Raw genomic sequence first — 21,779 nt, forward strand, 5'->3', positions numbered from 1 at the left:
AACTGTTTTTTTAGATTATTCTGTCTTCGCTTGGTATTTGGCCATGCGATTTTTGATTTGGTCAATGACCGGTTGGCTTTCTTGATTAAAGACGCGTAATTTATGGTTAAGATCATCGCTAAGCTCTTGAACTTTTCTTGTTTCTTTTTGGATCAGTTCAAGATTTGCCTTGATTTTATCAAGATCCAACTGAATGAGATCCTTATCATCCTTTACACCTTTGATGGTGTTTTTTAGATGAGTCCTATGCTTGTAGGCTTCATAGGCTACAAAGGAAGTGAGTCCAACTGCTAAAAGAGACTTGAATGTCATTAGATAACCTCTTTCTTTATTTTATCAGCTAGTAAGCCTAGCTTTTCAAAATCTGGTTCATGTGTTGTATAAGAAATTGAAATGCCATCGTCTTCGCTGTAGCGTGGAACAATATGGATATGGGCATGAAAAACACTTTGGCCAGCTAGTGCTTCATTGTTATTGATAATGTTTATAGCAAGAGCATCTGTTGCTTTATGCACAGCGCGAGCCAGTTTAGGTAGACGTGAAAAAGTTTCTGCTGCTGTTTCTTGATCCATATCTAAAATATTTCGCACATGTTTTTTGGGCACTAGGAGAGTGTGTCCAGGTGTTGTTTGTGAAATATCAAGAAAAGCTATCACTTGCTCATCTTCATAAATTTTTGATGATGGGATATGACCATTTATAATTTTGCAAAAAATGCAATCTTCCATTTTCTGTCACCTTCTTTACTTGATTTTGTTATAATAGACATTACAAGTATATCAAATTATAGAAAGAATGCGTATGTTAAAAATTGAAAATGTTACAGGGGGCTATATTAATATCCCTGTTTTAAAAGAAGTATCATTCACAGTTGAAAACGGTGAGCTGGTTGGATTGATCGGATTAAATGGCGCTGGAAAGTCTACCACTATCAATGAAATTATTGGACTTTTACAGCCTTATAAAGGAAAGATTACTATTGATGGACTGAGTCTGGACACAGACAAGGCTGACTATCGAAAAAAAATTGGATTTATTCCAGAAACACCAGCCTTATATGAGGAGTTAACCCTAAGAGAGCATATTGAAACCATTGCCATGGCTTATGATATTGACCTTGAGCTTGCCCAGAATAGAGCCAAACCACTATTAGAAACCTATCGATTGACAGATAAGCTAGACTGGTATCCTAGTCACTTTTCAAAAGGGATGAAGCAAAAGGTTATGATTATATGTGCCTTTATCATTGACCCTAGTTTGTTTATCCTTGATGAGCCCTTCCTCGGTCTTGACCCTTTAGCTATTTCTGATTTGGTAGCCTATTTAGAAGAAGAAAAGAAAAAAGGGAAATCAATCTTGATGAGTACCCATGTTTTAGATTCTGCTGAAAAAATGTGCGATCGCTTTGTTATCTTGCACAAGGGGCAAGTCAGAGCACAAGGGAGTTTAGAGGAGTTACGTCAAAGTTTTGCTAGTCCAAATGCTAGCTTAAATGATATCTATTTAGCACTGACAAAAGAGGTGTGAAATGACAGAGTTATTTAATAAAAGACGCTTGGCCTTTCAAAAATTACATCAAAAGTATCTGCCTTATGTTTTTAATGATCATTTTGTTTTGGTTCTCTTATTTTTATTAGGGTATGTGCTTTTCCAATATAGCAGCCTTTTAAAAAATTTTCCTAAGAATCATCTCCCTATCTTTTTCCTATTAATTGTCATCATAGCTCTGCTTTTGAATATGGGGACAATAGCCAGCTACTTGGAGAAGGCAGACAGTCATTACTTGCTCAGTAAAGAAGTTGAAGTTGGAGAACATCTTAAAAAAGCAGGACAAAGAGCCTTTCTTTTTTGGGGAGGCTTGCAAAGTCTTGCACTTCTCGTTTTATATCCTCTTTTCTTGAAATTAGGCTTTTCTTTCCTTCTTTTTTGGGGAGTTTTTCTTCTCTTACTCTTCTTAAAATGGGTCATTCTAAAAAGAAAAGTGGCTGCTTTATTCTGTGGGGATCATTTGAATTGGCAGGAAGCTATTTTGCTGGAAAGTCAACGTAAGCAAAAAGTTCTGGGATTTTATTCTCTTTTTACAAATGTGAAAGGTGTATCAACAAGTTTTAAAGATCGTTCTTACCTTAATGTGGTTCTTTCCTTGGTTAAAAAGACCAGTTCAAAATTGTGGACAAACCTTTATCTCAGAGCCTTTTTACGAAGTTCAGATTATCTGGGGTTATTTGTAAGACTGACCTTGCTGGCTACCCTAGCTCTTTATTTTGTGTCTAATAGCTACTTGGCTTTGATTTTAGCTGCAACCTTTAATTATCTCTTGCTCTTTCAGTTGATTGCTCTTTATCATCATTTTGATTATCACTATCTAAGCATTCTTTATCCTAAAAATAGTGACCAAAAAGCTAAGAATCTACTGGCCTTTTTGAGAGCTCTTAGCCTTCTTTGCCTCTGTATAGAATTACCCTTTAGTCAAAGCTTGCTCTCTGCTCTGCTATTATTTTTAATTATGCTTTTAATCAATCTTTTTTACCTTCCCTATAAGTTGAAGAACATAATTGACTAAGTAGCCTAAAACAAGTAAAATAGGATTAAATGATTTGAAATAGAAATGGAGGGCGATAAGGTGACCGTAACAGAACAAGATTTAACATTGACGCCCTTAAAAGGTAAAAGTGGCAAGGCCTATAAAGGGACTTATCCAAATGGTGACAGTGTCTTTATCAAACTCAATACAACTCCAATTTTGCCTGCCCTAGCAAAGGAGCAGATTGCCCCTCAATTATTGTGGGCAAAACGGATGGGAAATGGGGACATGATGAGTGCCCAAGAGTGGTTAGATGGTAGGATTTTGACCAGACAGGATATGAATAGTAAACAGATTATTCACATTATGTCTCGTCTGCATAAGTCAAAACAACTGGTTAATCAGCTCCTTCAATTGAATTACAAGATTGAAAATCCCTATGATTTGTTGGCGGATTTTGAGCAAAATGCTCCTATGCAGATTCAAAACAATTCTTACTTGCAAGGTGTTGTTAAGGAATTGAAAAAGAGCCTACCAGGGTTTCGTGCGGAAGTTGCAACCATTGTTCATGGTGATATCAAGCACAGTAACTGGATTATTACAACCAGTGGGATGATTTATCTCTGCGACTGGGATTCAGTTAGACTAACAGATAGGATGTATGACGTGGCTTATTTGTTGAGTCATTATATCCCAGAATCTCGCTGGCCAGAATGGCTGTCTTTCTATGGTTATAAAAATAACGAGAAAGTCATGCGCAAAATTATCTGGTATGGTCAGTTATCTTATTTAACTCAGATTTTAAGATGTTTTGATAAGAGAGATATGGAACATGTTAACCAAGAAATTTATGCCCTTCGTAGGTTTAGAGACAGATTTAGAAAGAAATAATGCGAGTTAGAAAAAGAAAAGGTGCAAAAGAGCATTTAGAAAACCATCCCCACTATGTTATTTTAAATCCCGAGGAAGCTAAGGGAAAGTGGCAAGAAGTTTTTGGCAATACAAACCCCATCCACGTAGAAGTTGGTTCTGGTAAAGGTGGTTTTATCACTGGAATGGCTCTTAGGCATCCAGATATCAATTATATTGGTATTGATATTCAACTTTCAGTTTTAAGTTATGCCTTAGATAAAGTACTTGAATCTCAGGCAAAAAATGTTAAACTATTAAGAGTTGATGGTTCTAGTCTAAGAAATTATTTTGAAGACGGTGAGATTGATTTACTTTATCTCAACTTTTCAGATCCTTGGCCAAAAACAAGGCACGAAAAGAGACGTTTAACCTATAAGGACTTCCTAGATACCTATGAGAAGATACTTCCTGAAAAGGGTGAGATTCATTTCAAAACGGATAATCGTGGTCTCTTTGAGTATAGTCTGGCTAGTTTTTCACAATATGGTATGACCTTAAAAGAAGTCTGCTTAGATTTACATGCCAGTGATTTGGAAGACAATGTCATGACCGAGTATGAGGAAAAATTCTCCAGCAAGGGTCAAGTCATTTATCGCGTAGAAGCATTTTTTAAGTAAACTATCGAAGTTGTACTAAGCAACTTCATTTATGGAGAGGTCGCATAGTGGCCGAGTGCGCACGCTTGGAAAGCGTGTAGTCCTTAACGGGGCTCGGGGGTTCGAATCCCCTCCTCTCCTTCCAAACCCTTGATATATCAAGGGTTTTCTTTGTTTGACCCGTTTTTCACCCCTTACAAATGAAGATTAGTAAAAATAAGGTTGGGTTTATCCCAGCCTTATTTGTTTTGTCTTTTCTACTTTCTTTATGAGAAAAGAGAGGGTGGTTTTTAGCCGTTAATCTTAAAGCACTGTGGATAGTTTTTTAGGTAGTAGTGGCCAACGGTTAAATCGTATTGGATTAATTTTAAATCTTCTGCGCTAACCTCATCTATCACACTGTCTTGGGAAGGAAGGTTTTTTCTCAGTAAAGCATAATAGGGTGAGAGCTGAGACTCTGTGGTTTCAAGTGAGAGGGCAGTAAAATCATTTGATCGGATGAGTGGATAATTTAAAATCTTATTAGTTTTATTTGACCAAATGAAATATTCTGTAGTTTGCTTATTCAGATCATTACTTTTGAAGAAATCTGTTGGGTAGAATCCGGACAGGTGATCTCCGTAGAAAACAACAGAAATAGGTTTATCTATTGCCTTCAATTGATTTAAGAAATCAATAGTTACCCTATCTGTTTGGGCCAGTCTATTAGCATAGTCTTCCAATTTTTTATTTTGACTGGCTGTGAAATTGCTAGCAGAAATATCATATGAGCCACCATTTTCTAAATAAGGACCATGGTTTTGTATGGTCAATGCATAGATGAACTGGTGTTTTCCTTCTTTTAAGTGGTTAAGTACGATTTGGTAGATTGCTTGGTCACTTGGGTATGTGCCATATTTTTCAGTAACTTTTGGTTTGTGATCTGTCCCTTCTATAGCAATGAATTTTGAAAAATTCAACTTCTGATAGACGGTTGAACGGTTGTGGTTGTTAGCACTATTAAGATGAAGAACCAACCGATTTTCAGGTTGGTAAAAGTGGCTAAGTGATGGAACCAGAGACATTCTAGGGGAAATTTCTGAAAATAGCACGGAAATATTTGAATTAAAATTGGTCATAGGTATACCAGTGATACTTTGGAATTCCATGTTTGCTGTTCCGCCACCATAGCCATCTGAGATCATCAAACCACTGGTTGTAGTACTTTGGATGTTTTTAATGTTTTCCAGCGGATTTTTGCTGGCGGTGATTACCTCTAAACGGATTGGATCAGCTAAGCTTCGCTTAAGATATAGGTAATACTTTGATCAGAAATTTTAGCAGATCTATTTTTATTGATTAGGGCTGCTTCTTTTTTATATTTTTGATACAGGGTCTCAATGTTTTTTTGATTATATCCCTTAGGCTTAGCCATTTTATCCACAGTTAATGCCTTTAATCAGACATAAGATAGAGATTGAAAACGTGCATTAGCATTGATGCCCAGCCAATTAACATTATAAAAGTTATAAACAGAAGAAAGGACGAGCACATTTTTAGGAAAATCCTTATTAGCCTTGGCCTTGATATAAGTAAAGAAACTAGATCCTAGGCAGAAAAAAGCATCACCAAAAGTAATCTATTTTTCAAAGAAGAAATAACTGCTCCACTTAAAAAAACGGCTTTTACAAAGGAATAAGATCGCCATAAATAAGCAGGGTAAAGAGTCTGTCTGCTAAAATTCTTTAAACTGTAACCAGTTAAACTCCTGGTCATTTAGCCGTAGGGTCGTAGGATCATTTCAAGAAATAGCTTGTTAAATGATAAGAGCCATAAAGTAAGGCGCCAAAAAAACTTGTAGGAGAGGTTATTGGTCATCAAAAAGCCCAGAGCAATTGAAAGAAGAACTAAATAGTGGATTGCAAGGTCTTGGCTCTGATGTGCAGACTCTACAAAGTAGTTATTATATAAAACGATTGACCCTAGTCCATAGCTTACCAAGAAACTGACTAAGCCATACCAAGTGTCTCTAAGTTTTAGAATATTTTTAAGTTTTAAACAGGTTACAATAAAGTCTGTTCTCATTTTCTGATTCAATTGAAACTCCCTAAAAAATAACGATCCTATCTATTGTATTATATTTCAGTCATATGGGAAACTCTATTCTTTAATAAGCAAAGCATTATCTGGTTTTGCAGTGGAAATGCTAGAAGGTAAAAGTGTTCTTTTAAATAAATTCCAAGTAAATATGCTTTCATCTTGCTATTCCAATAATTTGTGGTATAATAGACTTAATTAATACAGAAAGGTGGTGAGACATGTCTCGCCACTTTTGTATTGAATTTTACCTTGCTGGGTTCAAGAGAACCTATTACCAGAACTGTAAAGGGGGTCATTACAATAGCAAATCAAAATATAATAGACTTAGTTACCGAGAAAGTCAGACCAGTCATAGAATCGCCCTATGAGTTAGTAGATGTTGAGTATGAAAAAATGGGAAGTGACTATATTCTGAGCATCTTAGTTGATAAAGAAGGTGGTATTACAGTAGAGGATACAACTGTCTTAACTGAGGTGATAAGCCCACTTTTGGATACCATCACTCCTGATCCCTTCCCCGACCAGTACATGCTGGAAGTTTCTAGTCCAGGTTTAGAAAGACCTTTAAAAACAGCAGAAAGTTTAAAGAAGGCTATTGGTTCTTATGTAAATGTCAGCCTTTATAAAGCTATTGATAAGGTCAAAATCTTTCAAGGTGATTTGGTTAGCTTCGATGGAGAGACCCTAACAATCACTTACCTTGATAAAACCCGCCAAAAAACTGTCGACATTCCCTATCAATCAGTAGCAAAAGCACGATTGGCAGTGAAATTATAAAACCATTGACATGTGATACGACATTAAGAAAGGAATTTTTGCTTTAGCTGAAAATGGCAAAGCACATACGATTATGAGCAAAGAAATGCTAGAAGCCTTCCGTATTTTGGAAGAAGAAAAACACATCAACAAAGTTGATATCATAGAGGCTGTTACAGAATCATTGAAGTCAGCTTACAAACGTCGTTATGGACAAGCGGAATCCTGTGTGATTGAATACAATGAAAAAACTGGTGATTTCCAAGTCTTCACTGTTCGTGAAGTTGTTGAAGAAGTATTTGACAGCCGTTTGGAAATTAGTCTTAGCGAAGCCTTGGCTATCAGCTCAGCTTATGAATTAGGTGATAAAATTAAATTCGAAGAATCAGTAACCGAGTTTGGCCGAGTTGCAGCTCAGTCTGCTAAGCAAACCATCGTGGAAAAGATGCGCCGTCAAATGCGTGAAGTTACCTTCAATGAATACAAGGAACATGAAGGTGAAATCATGGCAGGAACCGTTGAACGTTTTGATCAACGTTTCATCTATGTTAACTTAGGTTCCCTAGAAGCCCAACTTTCACATCAGGATCAAATCCCTGGTGAAAGCTTTAAATCACATGATCGCATTGAAGTTTATGTGTATAAGGTTGAGAATAATCCTAAAGGAGTTAACGTTTTTGTAAGCCGTAGCCATCCAGAATTTATCAAGCGCATCATGGAGCAAGAAATTCCAGAAGTTTTTGATGGAACTGTTGAGATCATGAGTGTTTCTCGTGAGGCTGGTGACAGAACAAAGGTTGCAGTACGTAGCCACAACCCAAATGTAGATGCTATCGGAACTATCGTTGGTCGTGGTGGAAGTAACATTAAAAAGGTTATCAGTAAATTCCATCCAAAACGTTTCGATGCCAAAACAGGCATTGAAATTCCAGTTGAAGAAAACATTGACGTTATTCAATGGGTTGATGATCCAGCTGAATTTATCTATAACGCTATTGCTCCAGCTGAAGTGGATATGGTACTCTTTGATGATGAAGATATCAAACGTGCAACAGTTGTTGTTCCAGACAGCAAATTGTCACTAGCTATCGGAAGAAGAGGACAAAACGTCCGCCTGGCTGCCCACCTAACTGGATACCGTATTGATATTAAATCTGCCAGTGAGTATGAACGCTTAGAGGCAGAAAAAGAAGATACATCAATGGAAGATTCATCAGCTGATGTAGCGATTTCTGAAGTGACTACTGAGGAAGAATAAGAAAAGAGGTGTTTTATGCCTAAAGTAAAAAAAATACCTTTACGTAAATCACTTGTTTCAGGAGAAATAATTGACAAACGTGATTTGCTTCGGATTGTCAAAACCAAGGACGGCGATATCTTTATAGACCCTACGGGCAAAAAGAATGGTCGGGGTGCCTATATTAAGTTAGACAATGAAGAGGCCATTCAAGCTAAGAAAAAACAGGTTTTTAACCGTAGTTTCTCAATGGAAGTTCCAGAGAGTTTTTACGATGAATTGATTGCTTATGTTGATCACAAAGTCAAAAGAAGAGAGTTAGGCCTTGAATAATTTAGAAAAATTATCAAATCTCATTGGTTTAGCTCAGCGAGCTGGAAGGGTTATTTCAGGTGAGGAATTAGTTATCAAAGCTATCCAGAACCAAAAAGCAAAACTTGTTTTTTTAGCAAATGATGCCGGACCAAATGTGACAAAAAAAGTAAGAGATAAAAGTAATTCTTATAATGTAGAAGTCTCCACAGTGTTTAATACACTGGAATTAAGTTCTGCTTTAGGAAAACCAAGAAAGGTTCTTGCTATTGCAGATGCTGGATTTTCAAAGAAAATGAGGACTCTTATGAAATAGACGAATAGGAGGACACAAATTGTCAAAGAAAAGATTACACGAAATTGCAAAAGATTTAGGGAAAACAAGTAAAGAGGTTGTTGAAAAAGCTAAAAGTTTGGGTTTAGAGGTTAAAAGCCATGCTTCGAGTGTTGAAGATGGGGATGCCCAAAAGATAGCTGCTAGTTTTGCTTTGGCGGGATCAAAAGCCGATAAGAAGAGTGAAACTGTCAAAGAAGCAGCCCTCCCTAAAGACCATAGCTCTCAACAGGCAAAAGAAGTCGAGCAAAAGCCACTTTCTACTGAAAAAGTTGAAAAAAAGGCGGCAGAGACTAAGCCAGTAGCTGATAAACCAACTGTTGTTAAACCCAAAAGTCGTAACTTTAAGGCAGAAAGAGAAGCAAGAGCTAAGGCTCAAGCAGCAGGGCAACAAGCTGGTGGACCATGGCAAATGAAGTCTCGTCAATCAGATAAAACGAGAAACAATCATAAGCAGGAAGCTAGAAATACTGGTCACAATGAGGTGAAAACAGCCAAGAAAAGAAGTTTTGATAATCAGCATGCCAATGCTTCAAATACTTATCAAAACCGCAAAGATTCCTTCAAACCTAAAAGACCTCAGAATGATCGCTTTACTGCTAATCGTCAGGTCAACCAAGGCCAGCCGACAAGTGGTAAAATTGATTTTAAGGCCAGAGCAGCAGCGCTGAAAGCTGAACAAAATGCGGAGTACACTCGTCAGAGAGAACTTGATTTCCGTCAAGCACAAGAAGCTAAACGTTTAGCACAGATTGCTAAAGAAGAAGCGCAGCTTGCAGCAGAAAAATTGGCAGCAGCAGACATAGCCAAAGCCAAGAAGCAAAAAACATCAGCCAAAACGGATATCGCAGTTCATTCGGTCATGGAAGCTCATGCCGAACCAGTCAAAGCTGTAGATAAACGTCGTAAAAAATCTCGTCCAGAACCTTCACAAGAGCTTAACCAATCACATGAATCTGGACAAAAACAAAATAAGAAAAGTTGGAATAATCATAACCAAGTGAGAAATCAAAGAAATAGTAACTGGAATAAGAAACCTAAAAAAGGCAAGAACAATCGGAATAATAACTCAGCTCCAAAACCAGTAACAGAGCGCAAATTCCATGAATTACCTAAAGAATTTGAATATACTGAGGGAATGACCGTTGCCGATATAGCAAAACGTATTAAGCGCGAGCCAGCAGAAATTGTTAAAAAACTATTTATGATGGGCGTAATGGCTACTCAGAACCAATCTTTAGATGGAGATGCCATTGAATTATTGATGGTAGATTATGGCATCGAAGCAAAAGCCAAGGTTGAAGTTGATGATGCGGATATAGAGCGTTTCTTTGAAGATGAAACTTACCTAAATCCTGAAAATCTTGTTGAACGGGCACCCGTTGTTACCATTATGGGACACGTTGACCATGGTAAAACAACCTTGCTAGATACCTTACGTAATTCTCGTGTTGCTACAGGAGAAGCTGGTGGGATCACTCAGCATATTGGAGCCTACCAAATTGAAGAAGCTGGCAAGAAGATAACCTTCTTAGACACACCAGGACACGCGGCCTTTACCAGCATGCGTGCGCGTGGAGCTTCTGTAACCGATATTACCATATTGATCGTTGCGGCTGATGACGGCGTTATGCCTCAAACCATTGAAGCCATCAACCATTCAAAAGCTGCAGAAGTCCCAATTATTGTTGCTATCAATAAAATTGATAAGCCAGGGGCTAACCCAGAGCGTGTTATCTCTGAACTTGCAGAATATGGTATCATTTCAACTGCTTGGGGTGGGGACTGTGAATTTGTTGAAATTTCAGCTAAATTTAACAAGAATATCGATGAACTCTTAGAAACGATTCTATTGGTCGCTGAAGTTGAAGAATTAAAGGCCGATCCTACAGTACGTGCAATTGGTACCGTTATTGAAGCGCGTTTGGACAAAGGTAAAGGAGCAGTAGCAACCTTGCTTGTTCAACAAGGAACCCTACATGTGCAAGATCCTATCGTTATTGGAAATACCTTTGGACGTGTTCGTGCCATGACAAACGATATTGGTCGTCGTGTCAAATTTGCCCTTCCATCTACACCGGTTTCTATTACAGGACTTAATGAAACACCAATGGCTGGTGATCACTTTGCGGTCTATGAAGATGAAAAAGCAGCGCGTGCAGCTGGTGAAGAACGTGCCAAACGTGCTCTCTTAAAACAACGTCAAAATACGCAGCGTGTTAGTCTTGACAATTTATTTGACACCCTTAAAGCTGGTGAAGTTAAAACAGTTAATGTTATTATTAAAGCCGATGTTCAAGGTTCCGTTGAAGCTCTATCAGCTTCACTCCTTAAAATTGAAGTTGAAGGTGTGCGTGTCAATGTTGTCCATTCAGCAGTAGGTGCCATCAACGAATCTGATGTAACCTTAGCTGAAGCTTCAAATGCTGTTATTATTGGATTTAATGTACGTCCAACGCCACAGGCTCGCCAACAGGCAGAATCTGATGAAGTCGAAATTCGTCTTCATAGTATTATCTACAAAGTTATCGAAGAAGTTGAAGAAGCCATGAAAGGTAAACTTGACCCAGTATTCCGTGAAAAAATTATTGGGGAAGCTATTGTTCGTGACACTTTCAAGGTCTCTAAAGTGGGTACCATTGGTGGATTTATGGTTACAAGTGGTAAGATCACCCGTGATTCCAGCGTTCGTGTTATCCGTGATAGTGTGGTTATCTTTGATGGTAAAATTGAAAGTCTCAAACATTACAAAGATGATGTTAAAGAGGTCGGAAATTCCCAAGAAGGTGGCTTGATGATCGAGAAATTCAATGATCTTCAAATTGATGATAACCTAGAAGCATACGTTATGGAAGAGATTGTTCGTAAGTGATACTTATGAAGGCTACTAAAGTAGCTCTTCATAAGACGCCAGCCGCTATATTGCGGTCAAGCTAATCACCCTGAATCCAATGAAAGGAAGAACCAAATGGCAAATCATCGTATTGACCGTGTCGGTATGGAAGTTAAACGTGAAGTCAATGATATTTTGAAAAAAAAGGTTCGTGACCCACGCGTAGAAGGTATTACCATCACAGAGGTGCAAATGCTGGGAGATTTATCAGCAGCCAAGGTCTACTATACTGTGATGAGTTCTTTAGCTTCTGATAATCAAAAAGCACAAATTGGTTTAGAAAAGGCCAAAGGAACCATAAAACGTGAACTTGGTAAAACCTTAACTCTCTACAAAATTCCTGATTTAATCTTTGAAAAGGATGAGTCTATTGCCTATGGTAATAAGATAGACCAACTCCTACGCGACTTAGATAAAAAATAAGGAAATAAAGAAGGTCTTCAGTATGAGCATTAAAAAGCTTAGAGCAAGAACCTTATTGCTGAATAAAAAGAAAAGCCCCCTATTACTATGGACAGGTCTGATATGTACCAGTAATAGAGGTCTTTTTTTATATATTATTGCCAAACCTTATTGATTGTATCTATGATTTTATATTGAGCATCTTTAGCTTCTGAGATAGGGTAAATAGGATAGACATGGTTCATTCCTGTACCTTCAAATAATTGGTGAGGATGGTTCATGCTAGCTAATTTTTCTCTAAAGATAATGATGTCTGGGTAAAAGATTTCTCGTGTTCCTACAAATAAGGTAATAGGAGCAAGGTTAGTAAAATCACCATTTATAGGACTAACATAAGGGTGGTTAATATGCTCGGCACCACCAGCCCAAATTTCACCAACACGTCGCAGTCCCCAGGCAGAAAGGATTGGGTCAGACTCTTCAAAGGCTGGAATTCCAGGATTTGACATGCTGACATCTAACCAAGGGGATAAAAGAATGATATCTTTGGGCTGTGTGAGGCCATTGTCTTTTACAGCTAAAGCTAGAGCAAGAGCCAAACCGCCGCCGGCAGAATCACCCATGATAGTAATGTTTTTAGGATCAGTTTTTTGTCTAATTCCTTTATAGAGCTCAATTAACTTAGGAATGGAATCCTGATAGGTAAAAGAAGGAGCTTTTGGATAAATGGGGAGAACGATTTCAGCATCTAAACTGGTTGACAAGGTCTTTAAGGTGTCAATATGGTAAGATGTTGGGTTATTTAGGTAAGACCCTCCATGTAAGTAAAGAATAACTCTTTGGTTGGCCTTTCCACTTTTATTCCATCGGTGTACCTGCATACCAAACTGTTGCTCTGTCACTAGTTCACCATTAACAGAATCTGCAGAGAGAGCAAACCCTTTATTAGACTCTAGCCCAGCACTTTGAACGTATTTATCAAAGCTTGCGGGATCTTGAGCACTATAGTAGCTCTTATCACCTTTTAGCCAGAAATACTGCTCAATAAACCAACTTTTCCAAGAACGGTTTTGAGCATTTACCTCAGGGATCATACACAAGCTAATGGAAAAACAAATAAGACAAAATAGATAAAACTTCGTTTTCACCTAAAACTCCTTTAGTATTTTATAATCTATATTTTAAAATAAATATATCATTATAAAATAATGGCAAAAAAGAGAGTAAATGTCAATAGTATCTGGACAATTAGGGACTAGGAAAATACATTTGTTTACAATTATAAACATAAATGTTATTATATATCTACAAATGTAAACATATAGGAGCTTATCATGGTATCTATATCTACCTCTGAATGGGAAGTTATGCGGGTTCTTTGGGCCAATGAGCAAATAAAGAGCACTGACATTGTGGCCATTCTTAAAGACAAATATGACTGGTCAGCTTCCACAGTTAAGACCCTCTTGGGCAGACTTGTGGACAAAAAGTTAGTCCTGACCCAAAGAGCCGGCAGAGCCTTCCTCTACCAGCCCCTAATAGACCAAAAAAACTGCCAGGAGCAAATGGTGAAGGAAAGCTTTGCTCGAATCTGCCAGTGTCAGCACAATCACTTGCTTTTGACCTTGCTGGAAGATATGCCCATGACCCAAGCTGATTTGGAAGCATTTGAGCAAGTCTTAAGGCAAAAGAAAAAAGACTTAGTCCCTCGGGTAGCTTGCAACTGTGTACCTGGCCAATGCCAGTGCCAGCATTGAAAGGAGACCTAAGATGACAAAAGAAAGCTATCTCATTGAAGGAATGTCCTGTGCCTCCTGTGCCCTAACTGTTGAGAAGGCAGTTAAGAACATACCCAAAGTCCAAGAGGCCAGTGTTAATCTGACAACTGAGAAATTAACAGTTTCTTATCCTGAAAAAGAAGTCAGCCCCGAAGATATTGAAAGAGCCCTTGCCGGCACAGGCTTCAAAGCTAAACTATATGATTCTTATCAGGAAAAATCAAGTCAGCAGCGCCATAAAGAGCAGACTTCCAAGCTATGGAAAGAGTTTTTAGGATCAGCTGTCTTTGCCATCCCCCTAGTCTATATAGCCATGGGGCCCATGATAGGCCTAGCGGTTCCAAGTATCATAGCAGCAGACCAAGAGCCCCTTAACTTTGCCTTTGTACAAGCTCTTTTAAGCCTACCAGTCCTCTACTTTGGTCGAACTTTTTACCACAATGGCTTCACATCACTCTTTAAAGGGCATCCTAACATGAACACCCTAGTAGCCCTGGCTACATCCTTTGCCTTTTGCTGTAGCCTTTTTGGCCTCTTTAACATTTATCTTGGTCACAACCACTACGTCCACCAGCTTTACTTTGAATCAGTAGTAGTCATTCTCACCTTGATTACCCTGGGGAATTATTTTGAAGCTAAGTCTAAAAGTAGAACATCACAGGCTATTTCAAAGCTCTTAAGTTTAAGGGTCAATGAAGCGAGGTTAGTTAAGGATGGCTCTGCTCAGATGGTTCCTATAGAAGACATAGCTCTGGGTGATAAAATTATCATAAAACCGGGAGAAAAGATCCCTCTTGATGGCCTAGTCGTTGAAGGAAGATCCTATATTGATGAGTCTATGCTTACAGGTGAAAGTATTCCCAATGAAAAGACCAAGGGACAGGAGGTTTACGCAGGTAGCATTAACGGCCAGGGAAGTTTAAGTGTTAAGGTCAATAAGCTGGGCAGTGAGACCTTCTTGTCTCAAATGATCACTCTAGTAGAAGAGGCCCAAGAAAGTAAGGCGCCCATTGCCCAGATAGCTGATCGGGTTTCTGGGGTCTTTGTTCCAATAGTCATTACCTTATCAGTCTTGACAGGCCTATTCTGGTTCTTTCTAATGAAGCAAGACCTTAACTTTTCACTGACTGCAGCCATTGCTGTTTTAGTTATTGCCTGTCCCTGTGCACTGGGCTTAGCTACGCCAACGGCCATTATGGTTGCTTCAGGCCGTGCCGCCCAAAATGGGATCCTATTTAAGGGTGGAGAGTTCTTAGAGAAATTACATGAGGTTGATAGTGTGGTCTTTGACAAGACAGGAACGATCACTGAGGGTAAACCTAAGCTTAGCAGACTTATTTTTACAGCAGGCAAAGATCCAAACTTACTTAGGGATGTAGCTTCCATTGAGCAGTATTCTGAACATCCTATCAGCTCAGCTATTGTAGAAGAGGCTAAAAAAGAAGGTCTTAGCTTAGTGGCAGTGAAGGATTTCAAGGCCATAGTAGGTATGGGAATTGAGGCTGAGGTCAATGGAGCTAGTTATTGTGTGGGTAATAGCCAACTGATGCGTAGACATTCTATTCAGCTAGATGCAGAGATTGTGAATACTGTTAGACCGGAAGAGAGCCTGGTTTACCTTGCTAAGGATGGGCGTCTGAGGGCTTATCTACTGATAGCTGATCAGATCAAAGAAGATAGTAAGGAGACAATAGCAGCCCTTAAGGGGCGGGGAATCAAGACGATCATTTTGACAGGAGACCAAAAATCAACAGCAGACTCTATTGCCAGACAGCTTGGTGTTGATCAGGTCTATAGTCAGCTTTTACCAGACCAAAAGGCAGATATTATTGCCCAATTGAAAAAGGAAAATCAAGTGATAGCCATGGTCGGTGACGGCATTAATGATGCTCCGGCACTTGCTTTAGCTGATATAGGGATCGCAATGGGATCTGGAACTGATATTGCCATTGAGTCGGCTGATCTGATTTTAATGAAGGCTCCTATGATGGATTTAGTCAAAGCTATTGATTTAAGCAAAATGACTATCAGGGTTATTAAAGAAAACTTATTCTGGGCCTTTATTTATAATATCCTAATGATTCCAGTAGCTATGGGAATCTTACATCTCTTTGGCGGACCCTTGCTGAGTCCCATCTTAGCTGGCCTTGCCATGGGCCTTAGCTCAATTTCAGTGGTTTTAAATGCCCTACGCTTAAAAAGAATGAAATGGACAAAGAGGAGGTTCTAATGGAAAACAAATATGAGATTAAAGGCATGTCCTGTCAGGCTTGTGCTGAAAAGGTCAGAAAAAAACTTGCTTCAGTTAGAGGAGTGGAAAGTGTTCGGGTTGACCTTGACAAAGAAGAAGCCCTGATTAGTGGAAAGCCACTAACTTTCTTGCTCAAATGGGCTTTAAGAGGCACAGCCTATAGCATCAAAAAAGACTGACAAAAAAGAAGTTCCTTCTAGTGAACTTCTTTTTTGTTTGCTATTAATAGGTTTGTCCTTGCCTGATAACTTTCTTGGACTTCTTTTGAGATAGAGGAATCTGTTATAACCTTATCAATATTCTTTAGTTGATAGAAAATAGAAAAATCATAGGTATTAAATTTCTTACTATCAACCAAGAGGAACTTTTCAATAGCATTATTAAAAGCTATTTTTTGAATGTCTCCTTCAGATTCATTATAGGTTGCGATGTCATCCTTGTAGATGCCATTACAACTGATGAAAGCCTTAGAGAATTTTAAATTGGCAATGGTTTGACTGGTGATACTACCCACGAAAGCTCCAGTTATTTCCCTATACTCACCACCTAATAGGAGTAGGTCAACCGTTTTGCTCTTTTTTAAAATTTCAAAGACTGGTAGGCTGTTAGTGATAACACGGATATGCTTAGTTCTGACACTTTCAGCAAAGAATTCTAAGCTCGTTCCAGGTCCAATGAAGATGGTTTCCCCTTCCGTAACAAAGTGACTAGCATAACTAGCAATTTCTTTTTTTTCCTGAGTTTGAACGGTTAATTTTTCACTGTTTGACTTTTCCAACTTGCTGGGCTTTGAGATACTTTGAGCTCCACCATGGATACGTAATAATTTCCCCTCTGCAGCCAGTTCATCTAAGTCACGCCTAGCTGTCATATCAGAAACTTCTAAATTTTCAATGATCTCTGCAACCGTTATGATGCCTTTTTGATTCACTTTTTCTATGATTTTTAATAAACGTTCTCTCTTTAGCACGCTGATTCCTCTTTTCCAGGCTTTTCTTTTCCTAATAATAGCATAAAGGGAAAAACATTTCAATAAAACACAATTAAAAACATAATCAAACAAAATATTTTAAAATGTGTTGATAAATGTTTAAAAATAATATATAATGACATTGTTAACGATTACAAAACAAATAACAAACAAAAACAAACATTCAGAAGACAAACAAAGAAGAATTTTTTGACTCTAGCACTTTAGAAGAGACATAAAAAGATTTAAAAAAAGGATCTTGTTTTCAATCTGAATACTTTTGTTTCTTATTTTGGAAGGAGATGTTTGATGGCTAATACTATTTTGTTGACCCAGGCACAAACACAGGATGAACTCTTTAACCAAGTTGCTGATCAATTAGAATCATTTGGCTTTGTCAGTCATGACTACAAAAAGGCTTTAAAGGAAAGAGAAAAGGACTTTCCAACTGGTTTAAAAATTGACTTTAGGGATGGAAGCGATCTTTATTACGCAGCTATTCCCCATACAGAAACACAGTATTGCTTGGTTGATCAGCTAATTTATGTTCAAAATGCCAGTCCCTTGATTTTTAAACACATGATTAATCCAGAAGAAGATTGTCCTGTTAAACATTTCTTTTTTATTGTCAACAATAAAAATGATGGGCAAACGACCATCCTTTCCAATCTGATCAATTTCTTTATGACAAAGGGAAATATTAAAGAATTAGAGAAGATTGGTCCCAATAAGGAGTCACTAAAAAACTACTTAATAGAAAAAGGAGTATTGAAAAATGATTAAAATTTTAGCAGCATGCGGAGCCGGTGTTAATTCTAGCCACCAGATTAAGGATGCTATTGAAAGCAAGATGTCTGAACGAGGTTATCAGGTTCATTGTGACGCTGTAATGGTTAAGGACATTACTGAAGAAATGGTTTCACGCTATGATATCTTTACCCCTATTGCTAAAACAGACTTAGGCTTTACCGTGCCTATTCCAACAGTAGAAGCTGGGCCGATCTTGTATCGCATTCCTGTAATGAGTGAACCTGTTTTTTCAGAATTAGAACGGGTTATTCAAGAAAATCATTTGAAATAAAGAGGAGAAGGAAAATGCATGATTTTTTACATGTTGTCAATACTGTCTTTGCTCCCATTATAAAACTTGGATCTGGTCCGGTTATGTTAATTGTCATGACTGGCTTAGCCATGCTATTTGGAGTTAAATTCACCAAGGCCTTAGAAGGCGGGATCAAGTTGGCTATTGCCTTAACAGGTATTGGAGCCATTATTGGAATCTTGACAACGTCTTTTTCTGAGTCCCTACAGGCCTTTGTTAAAAACACAGGCATCAGTCTCAGTATTATTGACGTGGGTTGGGCACCTTTAGCTACCATCACTTGGGGCTCTCCTTATACCCTGTATTTCTTAGTCATCATGTTAATTGTCAATATTGTCATGATTATCATGAACAAAACCAATACCCTTGATGTCGATATCTTTGATATTTGGCATTTATCCATCACTGGTTTGCTGATTATGTGGTATGCAGCTAAGAATCATCTTCCTATTGTCTTATCAGTAATCATTGCAACCTTGGCAATAGTCTTGGTTGGTGTCTTAAAAATCATTAATTCTGATCTGATGAAGCCGACTTTTGATGACTTATTAGGTACAGGCCCAGCTTCTCCAATGACCTCTACTCATATGAATTATATGATGAATCCAATCATCATGGTTCTTGATAAAATTTTTGACAAGCTTTTCCCTGGTCTTGATAAATACGATTTTGACGCTGCCAAGCTCAACAAAAAAATTGGTTTTTGGGGATCAAAATTTTTTATCGGTATGATTCTAGGCTTTGTTATTGGTGTTATGGGTGACCCGCACCTTAAGGTTCTTTCTGTTAAACATTGGTTTGAACTTGGCTTTACTGCAGGTGCCTGCTTGGAATTGTTCTCCTTGATTGGTTCTTGGTTTATCGCAGCTGTTGAGCCGCTGTCACAAGGGATTACAAATTTTGCTAATTCAAAAATGGGCGGCCGACGCTTCAATATCGGACTTGACTGGCCATTTATTGCTGGGCGAGCTGAGATCTGGGCCTGTGCTAATATCCTAGCTCCTATTATGCTAGTTGAGGCTCTCTTACTTTCAAAAGTGGGCAATGGTATCCTACCTTTGGCTGGGATTATTGCTATGGGGATGACACCAGCACTCTTAGTGGTTACGCGTGGTCGTTTGATCCGCATGATTATTTTTGGTAGTCTCTTGCTGCCATTATTCCTTCTTTCTGGAACAATGATTGCTCCTTTTGCTACAGAATTAGCTAAAAAAGTAGGAGCATTTCCTGCTGGAGCACCAGCTGGATCTCTCATTACCCATTCAACACTTGAAGGACCAATGGAAAAAATCTTTGGTTATACGATTGGACAGGCAACAACTGGCCAATTAACAGCTATTTTTACCCTCATCATTTTCTTGGCAATTTACCTTGGACTCTTTGCTTGGTATGCTAAGCAAATGAAAGTACGTAATGAAGCCTACCTTGCAGAAAAAAATTAAAGATTAAAGATAAAAGTTGACACCAATGGAAGTACTATTGGTGTATAACTTTAGCTTCATTCAAAAAAGAGCAGAAAGTTTTAGAAGATATAGAAAAAAGGAGTCGCATATGACTGTTATTATAGGTGCTGATGCACAAGGAAAACAATTAAAAGACCAGATCAAAAGTTTTCTCATTGAAAAAGGATATTCTGTTGAAGATGTCTCTGATCCCGAGAAGGATTTTGTTGATAATACTCTGGCTGTAGTTAATGCTCTCAAGCAATCAGAAGAAGATCTGGGCATTATGATTGATGCCTATGGCGCTGGTCCTTTTATGGTAGCAAGTAAGATCAAAGGAATGATTGCTGCTGAGGTTTCAGATGAGCGCTCTGCTTATATGACCCGTGGCCACAATAATGCTCGGATGATCAGCATGGGATCTGAAATTGTTGGACCGGGACTTGCAGAAAATATTGCCAAGGCCTTTGTCGAAGGCAAATACGATGGTGGACGTCACCAAATTCGTGTAGACATGCTTAACAAGATGGCCTAAGAAAGGAAAAATGACATGAGAATAGCTATAGGATGTGACCATATTGTAACAGATGAAAAAATGGCGGTATCAGAATTTTTGAAATCAAAAGGTTACGAGGTTTTAGACTATGGAACCTACGATCATACACGGACCCACTACCCTATCTATGGAAAAAAGGTTGGCGAAGCCATCATGAATGGCGAGGCCGATCTGGGGGTATGTATCTGTGGGACTGGGGTTGGCATTAACAACGCCGTCAATAAGGTTCCAGGAATCAGATCAGCTCTGGTTAGAGACATGACAACAGCTCTCTATGCCAAAGAAGAGCTTAATGCTAATGTTATTGGCTTTGGTGGAAAAATTACGGGCCAACTTTTAATGTGTGATATTATTGAAGCCTTTATTAAGGCTGACTATAAGGAAACTGAGGACAATAAAAAGTTGATCGCCAAAATTGCCCACCTTGAAAATCACTCAGCCCAGCAAGAAGATCCTGAATTCTTTACAGAATTTCTAGAGAAATGGGATCGCGGCGATTATCACGACTAGGAGACAATATGATTCTAACAGTAACCCTAAATCCGTCAATTGATATTTCCTACCCTTTAGATCAGTTCCATCTTGATACTGTCAACCGTGTTAGAAAAGCTCGTAAAACAGCTGGTGGTAAGGGTTTAAACGTCACACGCGTACTTTCCCAAGCAGGACAAGAGGTTGTTGCTACTGGCTTTGTTGGTGGTATATTAGGGGATTACCTCATTCATGAGCTTGATCAGGCTCAAATTAAGAACCAGTTTTTCAAGATCAAAGGAGAAACAAGGAATTGCATCGCCATTTTGCATGAAGGCAACCAAACTGAAATTTTAGAAAGTGGTCCCTATATTGACCTGGATGAAGCCGAAGGCTTTCTTAATCATATGGGTATCATTCAAAAGCTCTATGATGTCATTACGCTATCTGGTAGCTTGCCAAAAGGTCTAGAGGCAGATTATTATAAAAAGCTCATTGCTATGGCAAATACTTACCACCAAAAAACAGTCCTTGACTGCTCTGGAATCCCCTTAATGACAGTTTTACAATCAAAAGAAAAACCAACTGTTATTAAGCCAAATATTGAAGAACTAGAAGCGATTGTGAGACAAAAAATTGTAGCCAGTCCAGAAAATTTGAAAGCAGTTTTAGCAGATGATCTTTTTGAGGGTCTTGAATGGATCGTGGTTTCATTGGGAGCAGATGGGGCATTTGCTAAGCATGGGGACAAATATTATCAGGTTAAGATTCCCAAAATTACAGTCAAAAATCCTGTTGGTTCTGGTGATTCAACGGTAGCGGGCATTGCCTGGGCATTGGCTGAGGGAGATGATGATCAGACCTTTCTAAAAAAAGCCAATACTCTAGGCATGCTCAATGCCCAAGAAGACCTTACTGGGAAGGTTAATATGGCTCATTTTGATAAGTTATTCAAGGACATTAAAGTAGAAGAGGTATAGGATGATTTTAACAACAAATAAAAGAAAGTCTTTAGAAAAAGTCAGTAAAAATGGCATTATTTCAGCACTGGCCTTTGATCAAAGGGGTGCTCTGAAACGGATGATGGCTGCCCATCAAGAGGGTCAGCCAAGTAGCCAACAAATGGTTGATCTGAAGGCTCTGGTTTCTGAAGAACTCACAGCC

Annotated in this window: 26 protein-coding genes, 1 tRNA gene and 1 pseudogene; 21 read left to right on the forward strand and 7 right to left on the reverse strand. The window is 38.5% G+C overall.

Annotation, left to right across the window (positions count from 1 at the left end; genetic code table 11):
• Window positions 1–15: 15 nt before the first annotated feature.
• Both HBN42_RS06005 and HBN42_RS06010 read right to left on the reverse strand, forming a co-directional pair.
• Window positions 16–312 carry a chemotaxis protein gene (locus HBN42_RS06005; RefSeq protein ID WP_165994153.1) on the reverse strand — a complete coding sequence of 99 codons (297 nt, stop codon included), beginning with the start codon at window positions 310–312 and terminating at the stop codon, window positions 16–18.
• Window positions 312–728, reverse strand: coding sequence for an HIT family protein (locus HBN42_RS06010; protein WP_165994154.1), 417 nt, complete (start codon window positions 726–728; stop codon window positions 312–314). The genes HBN42_RS06005 and HBN42_RS06010 overlap by 1 nt, the downstream gene beginning before the upstream one ends.
• Window positions 729–801: 73 nt before the next feature.
• Between HBN42_RS06010 and HBN42_RS06015 the strand changes: the two genes are divergently transcribed.
• The 5 genes from HBN42_RS06015 (at window position 802) to HBN42_RS06035 (ending at window position 4,173) form a co-directional block, all read left to right on the forward strand.
• Complete coding sequence (locus tag HBN42_RS06015) at window positions 802–1,527, forward strand: ABC transporter ATP-binding protein (protein ID WP_165994155.1); 726 nt, start codon at window positions 802–804, stop codon at window positions 1,525–1,527.
• 1 nt (window position 1,528) lies between these two features.
• Window positions 1,529–2,563 (forward strand): ABC transporter permease, encoded by a 1,035-nt coding sequence (locus HBN42_RS06020; protein ID WP_165994156.1) that lies wholly within the window; start codon window positions 1,529–1,531, stop codon window positions 2,561–2,563.
• 60 nt (window positions 2,564–2,623) lie between these two features.
• Window positions 2,624–3,415, forward strand: coding sequence for a cell cycle regulator CcrZ (gene ccrZ / locus HBN42_RS06025; RefSeq protein ID WP_165994157.1), 792 nt, complete (start codon window positions 2,624–2,626; stop codon window positions 3,413–3,415).
• Window positions 3,415–4,053 carry a tRNA (guanosine(46)-N7)-methyltransferase TrmB gene (trmB, locus tag HBN42_RS06030; protein WP_165994158.1) on the forward strand — a complete coding sequence of 213 codons (639 nt, stop codon included), beginning with the start codon at window positions 3,415–3,417 and terminating at the stop codon, window positions 4,051–4,053. Before ccrZ ends, trmB begins: the two co-directional genes overlap by 1 nt.
• A gap of 33 nt (window positions 4,054–4,086) precedes the next feature.
• Window positions 4,087–4,173 (forward strand) — tRNA-Ser (locus HBN42_RS06035).
• Window positions 4,174–4,322: 149 nt separating this feature from the next.
• Here HBN42_RS06035 and HBN42_RS06040 read toward each other — a convergent pair.
• The 3 genes from HBN42_RS06040 to HBN42_RS06050 all read right to left on the reverse strand — a co-directional run bounded on the left by HBN42_RS06040 (window position 4,323) and on the right by HBN42_RS06050 (window position 6,108).
• Window positions 4,323–5,297 carry an LTA synthase family protein gene (locus tag HBN42_RS06040; protein WP_328804321.1) on the reverse strand — a complete coding sequence of 325 codons (975 nt, stop codon included), beginning with the start codon at window positions 5,295–5,297 and terminating at the stop codon, window positions 4,323–4,325.
• Between the two features lie 8 nt (window positions 5,298–5,305).
• Window positions 5,306–5,455, reverse strand: coding sequence for a hypothetical protein (locus tag HBN42_RS06045; protein WP_165994159.1), 150 nt, complete (start codon window positions 5,453–5,455; stop codon window positions 5,306–5,308).
• 332 nt (window positions 5,456–5,787) lie between these two features.
• Window positions 5,788–6,108 carry a hypothetical protein gene (locus HBN42_RS06050; protein WP_165994160.1) on the reverse strand — a complete coding sequence of 107 codons (321 nt, stop codon included), beginning with the start codon at window positions 6,106–6,108 and terminating at the stop codon, window positions 5,788–5,790.
• Window positions 6,109–6,405: 297 nt separating this feature from the next.
• Between HBN42_RS06050 and rimP the strand changes: the two genes are divergently transcribed.
• The 6 genes from rimP to rbfA all read left to right on the forward strand — a co-directional run bounded on the left by rimP (window position 6,406) and on the right by rbfA (window position 12,066).
• Window positions 6,406–6,888, forward strand: coding sequence for a ribosome maturation factor RimP (gene rimP / locus HBN42_RS06055; RefSeq protein WP_165994192.1), 483 nt, complete (start codon window positions 6,406–6,408; stop codon window positions 6,886–6,888).
• Between the two features lie 73 nt (window positions 6,889–6,961).
• Window positions 6,962–8,125: a transcription termination factor NusA gene (gene nusA, locus HBN42_RS06060; protein ID WP_165994161.1), complete on the forward strand. Its 1,164-nt coding sequence runs from the start codon at window positions 6,962–6,964 to the stop codon at window positions 8,123–8,125.
• A gap of 15 nt (window positions 8,126–8,140) precedes the next feature.
• Window positions 8,141–8,437, forward strand: coding sequence for an RNase P modulator RnpM (gene rnpM, locus HBN42_RS06065; RefSeq protein ID WP_165994162.1), 297 nt, complete (start codon window positions 8,141–8,143; stop codon window positions 8,435–8,437).
• Window positions 8,430–8,732, forward strand: coding sequence for a YlxQ-related RNA-binding protein (locus tag HBN42_RS06070; RefSeq protein WP_165994163.1), 303 nt, complete (start codon window positions 8,430–8,432; stop codon window positions 8,730–8,732). The genes rnpM and HBN42_RS06070 overlap by 8 nt, the downstream gene beginning before the upstream one ends.
• A gap of 19 nt (window positions 8,733–8,751) precedes the next feature.
• Window positions 8,752–11,622, forward strand: a complete 2,871-nt coding sequence (infB, locus tag HBN42_RS06075; protein ID WP_165994164.1) for a translation initiation factor IF-2 — start codon at window positions 8,752–8,754, stop codon at window positions 11,620–11,622.
• Between the two features lie 96 nt (window positions 11,623–11,718).
• A complete protein-coding gene (rbfA, locus tag HBN42_RS06080; RefSeq protein WP_165994165.1) occupies window positions 11,719–12,066 on the forward strand; it encodes a 30S ribosome-binding factor RbfA in 348 nt (115 codons plus the stop codon).
• A 134-nt stretch (window positions 12,067–12,200) separates the two neighbouring features.
• Here rbfA and HBN42_RS06085 read toward each other — a convergent pair whose 3' ends face one another.
• On the reverse strand, window positions 12,201–13,139 hold the full coding sequence (locus tag HBN42_RS06085) for an alpha/beta hydrolase (protein ID WP_165994193.1): 939 nt from the start codon (window positions 13,137–13,139) through the stop codon (window positions 12,201–12,203).
• A gap of 240 nt (window positions 13,140–13,379) precedes the next feature.
• Here HBN42_RS06085 and HBN42_RS06090 point away from each other — a divergent pair, with 240 nt between their 5' ends.
• The 3 genes from HBN42_RS06090 to HBN42_RS06100 are packed head-to-tail and all read left to right on the forward strand — an operon-like array spanning window position 13,380 to window position 16,253.
• Complete coding sequence (locus tag HBN42_RS06090; RefSeq protein WP_165994166.1) at window positions 13,380–13,802, forward strand: CopY/TcrY family copper transport repressor; 423 nt, start codon at window positions 13,380–13,382, stop codon at window positions 13,800–13,802.
• 13 nt (window positions 13,803–13,815) lie between these two features.
• Window positions 13,816–16,053, forward strand: coding sequence for a heavy metal translocating P-type ATPase (locus HBN42_RS06095; RefSeq protein ID WP_165994167.1), 2,238 nt, complete (start codon window positions 13,816–13,818; stop codon window positions 16,051–16,053).
• On the forward strand, window positions 16,053–16,253 hold the full coding sequence (locus HBN42_RS06100) for a heavy-metal-associated domain-containing protein (protein WP_165994168.1): 201 nt from the start codon (window positions 16,053–16,055) through the stop codon (window positions 16,251–16,253). Before HBN42_RS06095 ends, HBN42_RS06100 begins: the two co-directional genes overlap by 1 nt.
• 17 nt (window positions 16,254–16,270) lie before the next feature.
• On the opposite strand, the gene HBN42_RS06105 is transcribed toward HBN42_RS06100, so the two are convergent.
• The gene (locus HBN42_RS06105; RefSeq protein ID WP_165994169.1) at window positions 16,271–17,044 is read right to left on the reverse strand and encodes a DeoR/GlpR family DNA-binding transcription regulator; all 774 of its coding nucleotides are present in this window, start codon (window positions 17,042–17,044) and stop codon (window positions 16,271–16,273) included.
• A gap of 309 nt (window positions 17,045–17,353) precedes the next feature.
• On the opposite strand from HBN42_RS06105, the gene HBN42_RS06110 reads away from it, so the two are divergent.
• The 7 genes and pseudogenes from HBN42_RS06110 to HBN42_RS06140 form a co-directional block, all read left to right on the forward strand.
• Entirely contained in the window at window positions 17,354–17,827 is a 474-nt protein-coding gene (locus HBN42_RS06110; RefSeq protein WP_165994170.1) for a PTS sugar transporter subunit IIA, read from the forward strand.
• A complete protein-coding gene (locus tag HBN42_RS06115; RefSeq protein WP_165994171.1) occupies window positions 17,820–18,125 on the forward strand; it encodes a PTS sugar transporter subunit IIB in 306 nt (101 codons plus the stop codon). Before HBN42_RS06110 ends, HBN42_RS06115 begins: the two co-directional genes overlap by 8 nt.
• Before the next feature lie 14 nt (window positions 18,126–18,139).
• Window positions 18,140–19,588, forward strand: coding sequence for a PTS galactitol transporter subunit IIC (locus tag HBN42_RS06120; RefSeq protein WP_165994172.1), 1,449 nt, complete (start codon window positions 18,140–18,142; stop codon window positions 19,586–19,588).
• 109 nt (window positions 19,589–19,697) lie between these two features.
• Window positions 19,698–20,123, forward strand: coding sequence for a galactose-6-phosphate isomerase subunit LacA (lacA, locus tag HBN42_RS06125; RefSeq protein ID WP_165994173.1), 426 nt, complete (start codon window positions 19,698–19,700; stop codon window positions 20,121–20,123).
• Window positions 20,124–20,138: 15 nt separating this feature from the next.
• Window positions 20,139–20,654: a galactose-6-phosphate isomerase subunit LacB gene (gene lacB, locus HBN42_RS06130; protein ID WP_165994174.1), complete on the forward strand. Its 516-nt coding sequence runs from the start codon at window positions 20,139–20,141 to the stop codon at window positions 20,652–20,654.
• An 8-nt stretch (window positions 20,655–20,662) separates the two neighbouring features.
• On the forward strand, window positions 20,663–21,595 hold the full coding sequence (locus HBN42_RS06135; RefSeq protein WP_165994175.1) for a tagatose-6-phosphate kinase: 933 nt from the start codon (window positions 20,663–20,665) through the stop codon (window positions 21,593–21,595).
• 1 nt (window position 21,596) lies between these two features.
• Window positions 21,597–21,779: pseudogene (locus HBN42_RS06140) on the forward strand (tagatose-bisphosphate aldolase); the annotation flags it as partial.

Source organism: Streptococcus catagoni, assembly GCF_011421425.1.
Taxonomy (GTDB): domain Bacteria; phylum Bacillota; class Bacilli; order Lactobacillales; family Streptococcaceae; genus Streptococcus; species Streptococcus catagoni.

Excerpts from the sequence above, each read along its gene's own strand:
- HBN42_RS06005 (WP_165994153.1), bottom strand. The coding sequence starts at position 312 with ATGACATTCAAGTCTCTTTTAGCAGTTGGACTCACTTCCTTTGTAGCC.
- HBN42_RS06010 (WP_165994154.1), bottom strand. The coding sequence starts at position 728 with ATGGAAGATTGCATTTTTTGCAAAATTATAAATGGTCATATCCCATCA.
- HBN42_RS06015 (WP_165994155.1), top strand. The coding sequence starts at position 802 with ATGTTAAAAATTGAAAATGTTACAGGGGGCTATATTAATATCCCTGTT.
- HBN42_RS06020 (WP_165994156.1), top strand. The coding sequence starts at position 1,529 with ATGACAGAGTTATTTAATAAAAGACGCTTGGCCTTTCAAAAATTACAT.
- trmB (WP_165994158.1), top strand. The coding sequence starts at position 3,415 with ATGCGAGTTAGAAAAAGAAAAGGTGCAAAAGAGCATTTAGAAAACCAT.
- nusA (WP_165994161.1), top strand. The coding sequence starts at position 6,962 with ATGAGCAAAGAAATGCTAGAAGCCTTCCGTATTTTGGAAGAAGAAAAA.
- rnpM (WP_165994162.1), top strand. The coding sequence starts at position 8,141 with ATGCCTAAAGTAAAAAAAATACCTTTACGTAAATCACTTGTTTCAGGA.
- rbfA (WP_165994165.1), top strand. The coding sequence starts at position 11,719 with ATGGCAAATCATCGTATTGACCGTGTCGGTATGGAAGTTAAACGTGAA.
- HBN42_RS06085 (WP_165994193.1), bottom strand. The coding sequence starts at position 13,139 with ATGATCCCTGAGGTAAATGCTCAAAACCGTTCTTGGAAAAGTTGGTTT.
- HBN42_RS06090 (WP_165994166.1), top strand. The coding sequence starts at position 13,380 with ATGGTATCTATATCTACCTCTGAATGGGAAGTTATGCGGGTTCTTTGG.
- HBN42_RS06095 (WP_165994167.1), top strand. The coding sequence starts at position 13,816 with ATGACAAAAGAAAGCTATCTCATTGAAGGAATGTCCTGTGCCTCCTGT.
- HBN42_RS06100 (WP_165994168.1), top strand. The coding sequence starts at position 16,053 with ATGGAAAACAAATATGAGATTAAAGGCATGTCCTGTCAGGCTTGTGCT.
- HBN42_RS06110 (WP_165994170.1), top strand. The coding sequence starts at position 17,354 with ATGGCTAATACTATTTTGTTGACCCAGGCACAAACACAGGATGAACTC.
- HBN42_RS06115 (WP_165994171.1), top strand. The coding sequence starts at position 17,820 with ATGATTAAAATTTTAGCAGCATGCGGAGCCGGTGTTAATTCTAGCCAC.
- HBN42_RS06120 (WP_165994172.1), top strand. The coding sequence starts at position 18,140 with ATGCATGATTTTTTACATGTTGTCAATACTGTCTTTGCTCCCATTATA.
- lacA (WP_165994173.1), top strand. The coding sequence starts at position 19,698 with ATGACTGTTATTATAGGTGCTGATGCACAAGGAAAACAATTAAAAGAC.
- lacB (WP_165994174.1), top strand. The coding sequence starts at position 20,139 with ATGAGAATAGCTATAGGATGTGACCATATTGTAACAGATGAAAAAATG.
- HBN42_RS06135 (WP_165994175.1), top strand. The coding sequence starts at position 20,663 with ATGATTCTAACAGTAACCCTAAATCCGTCAATTGATATTTCCTACCCT.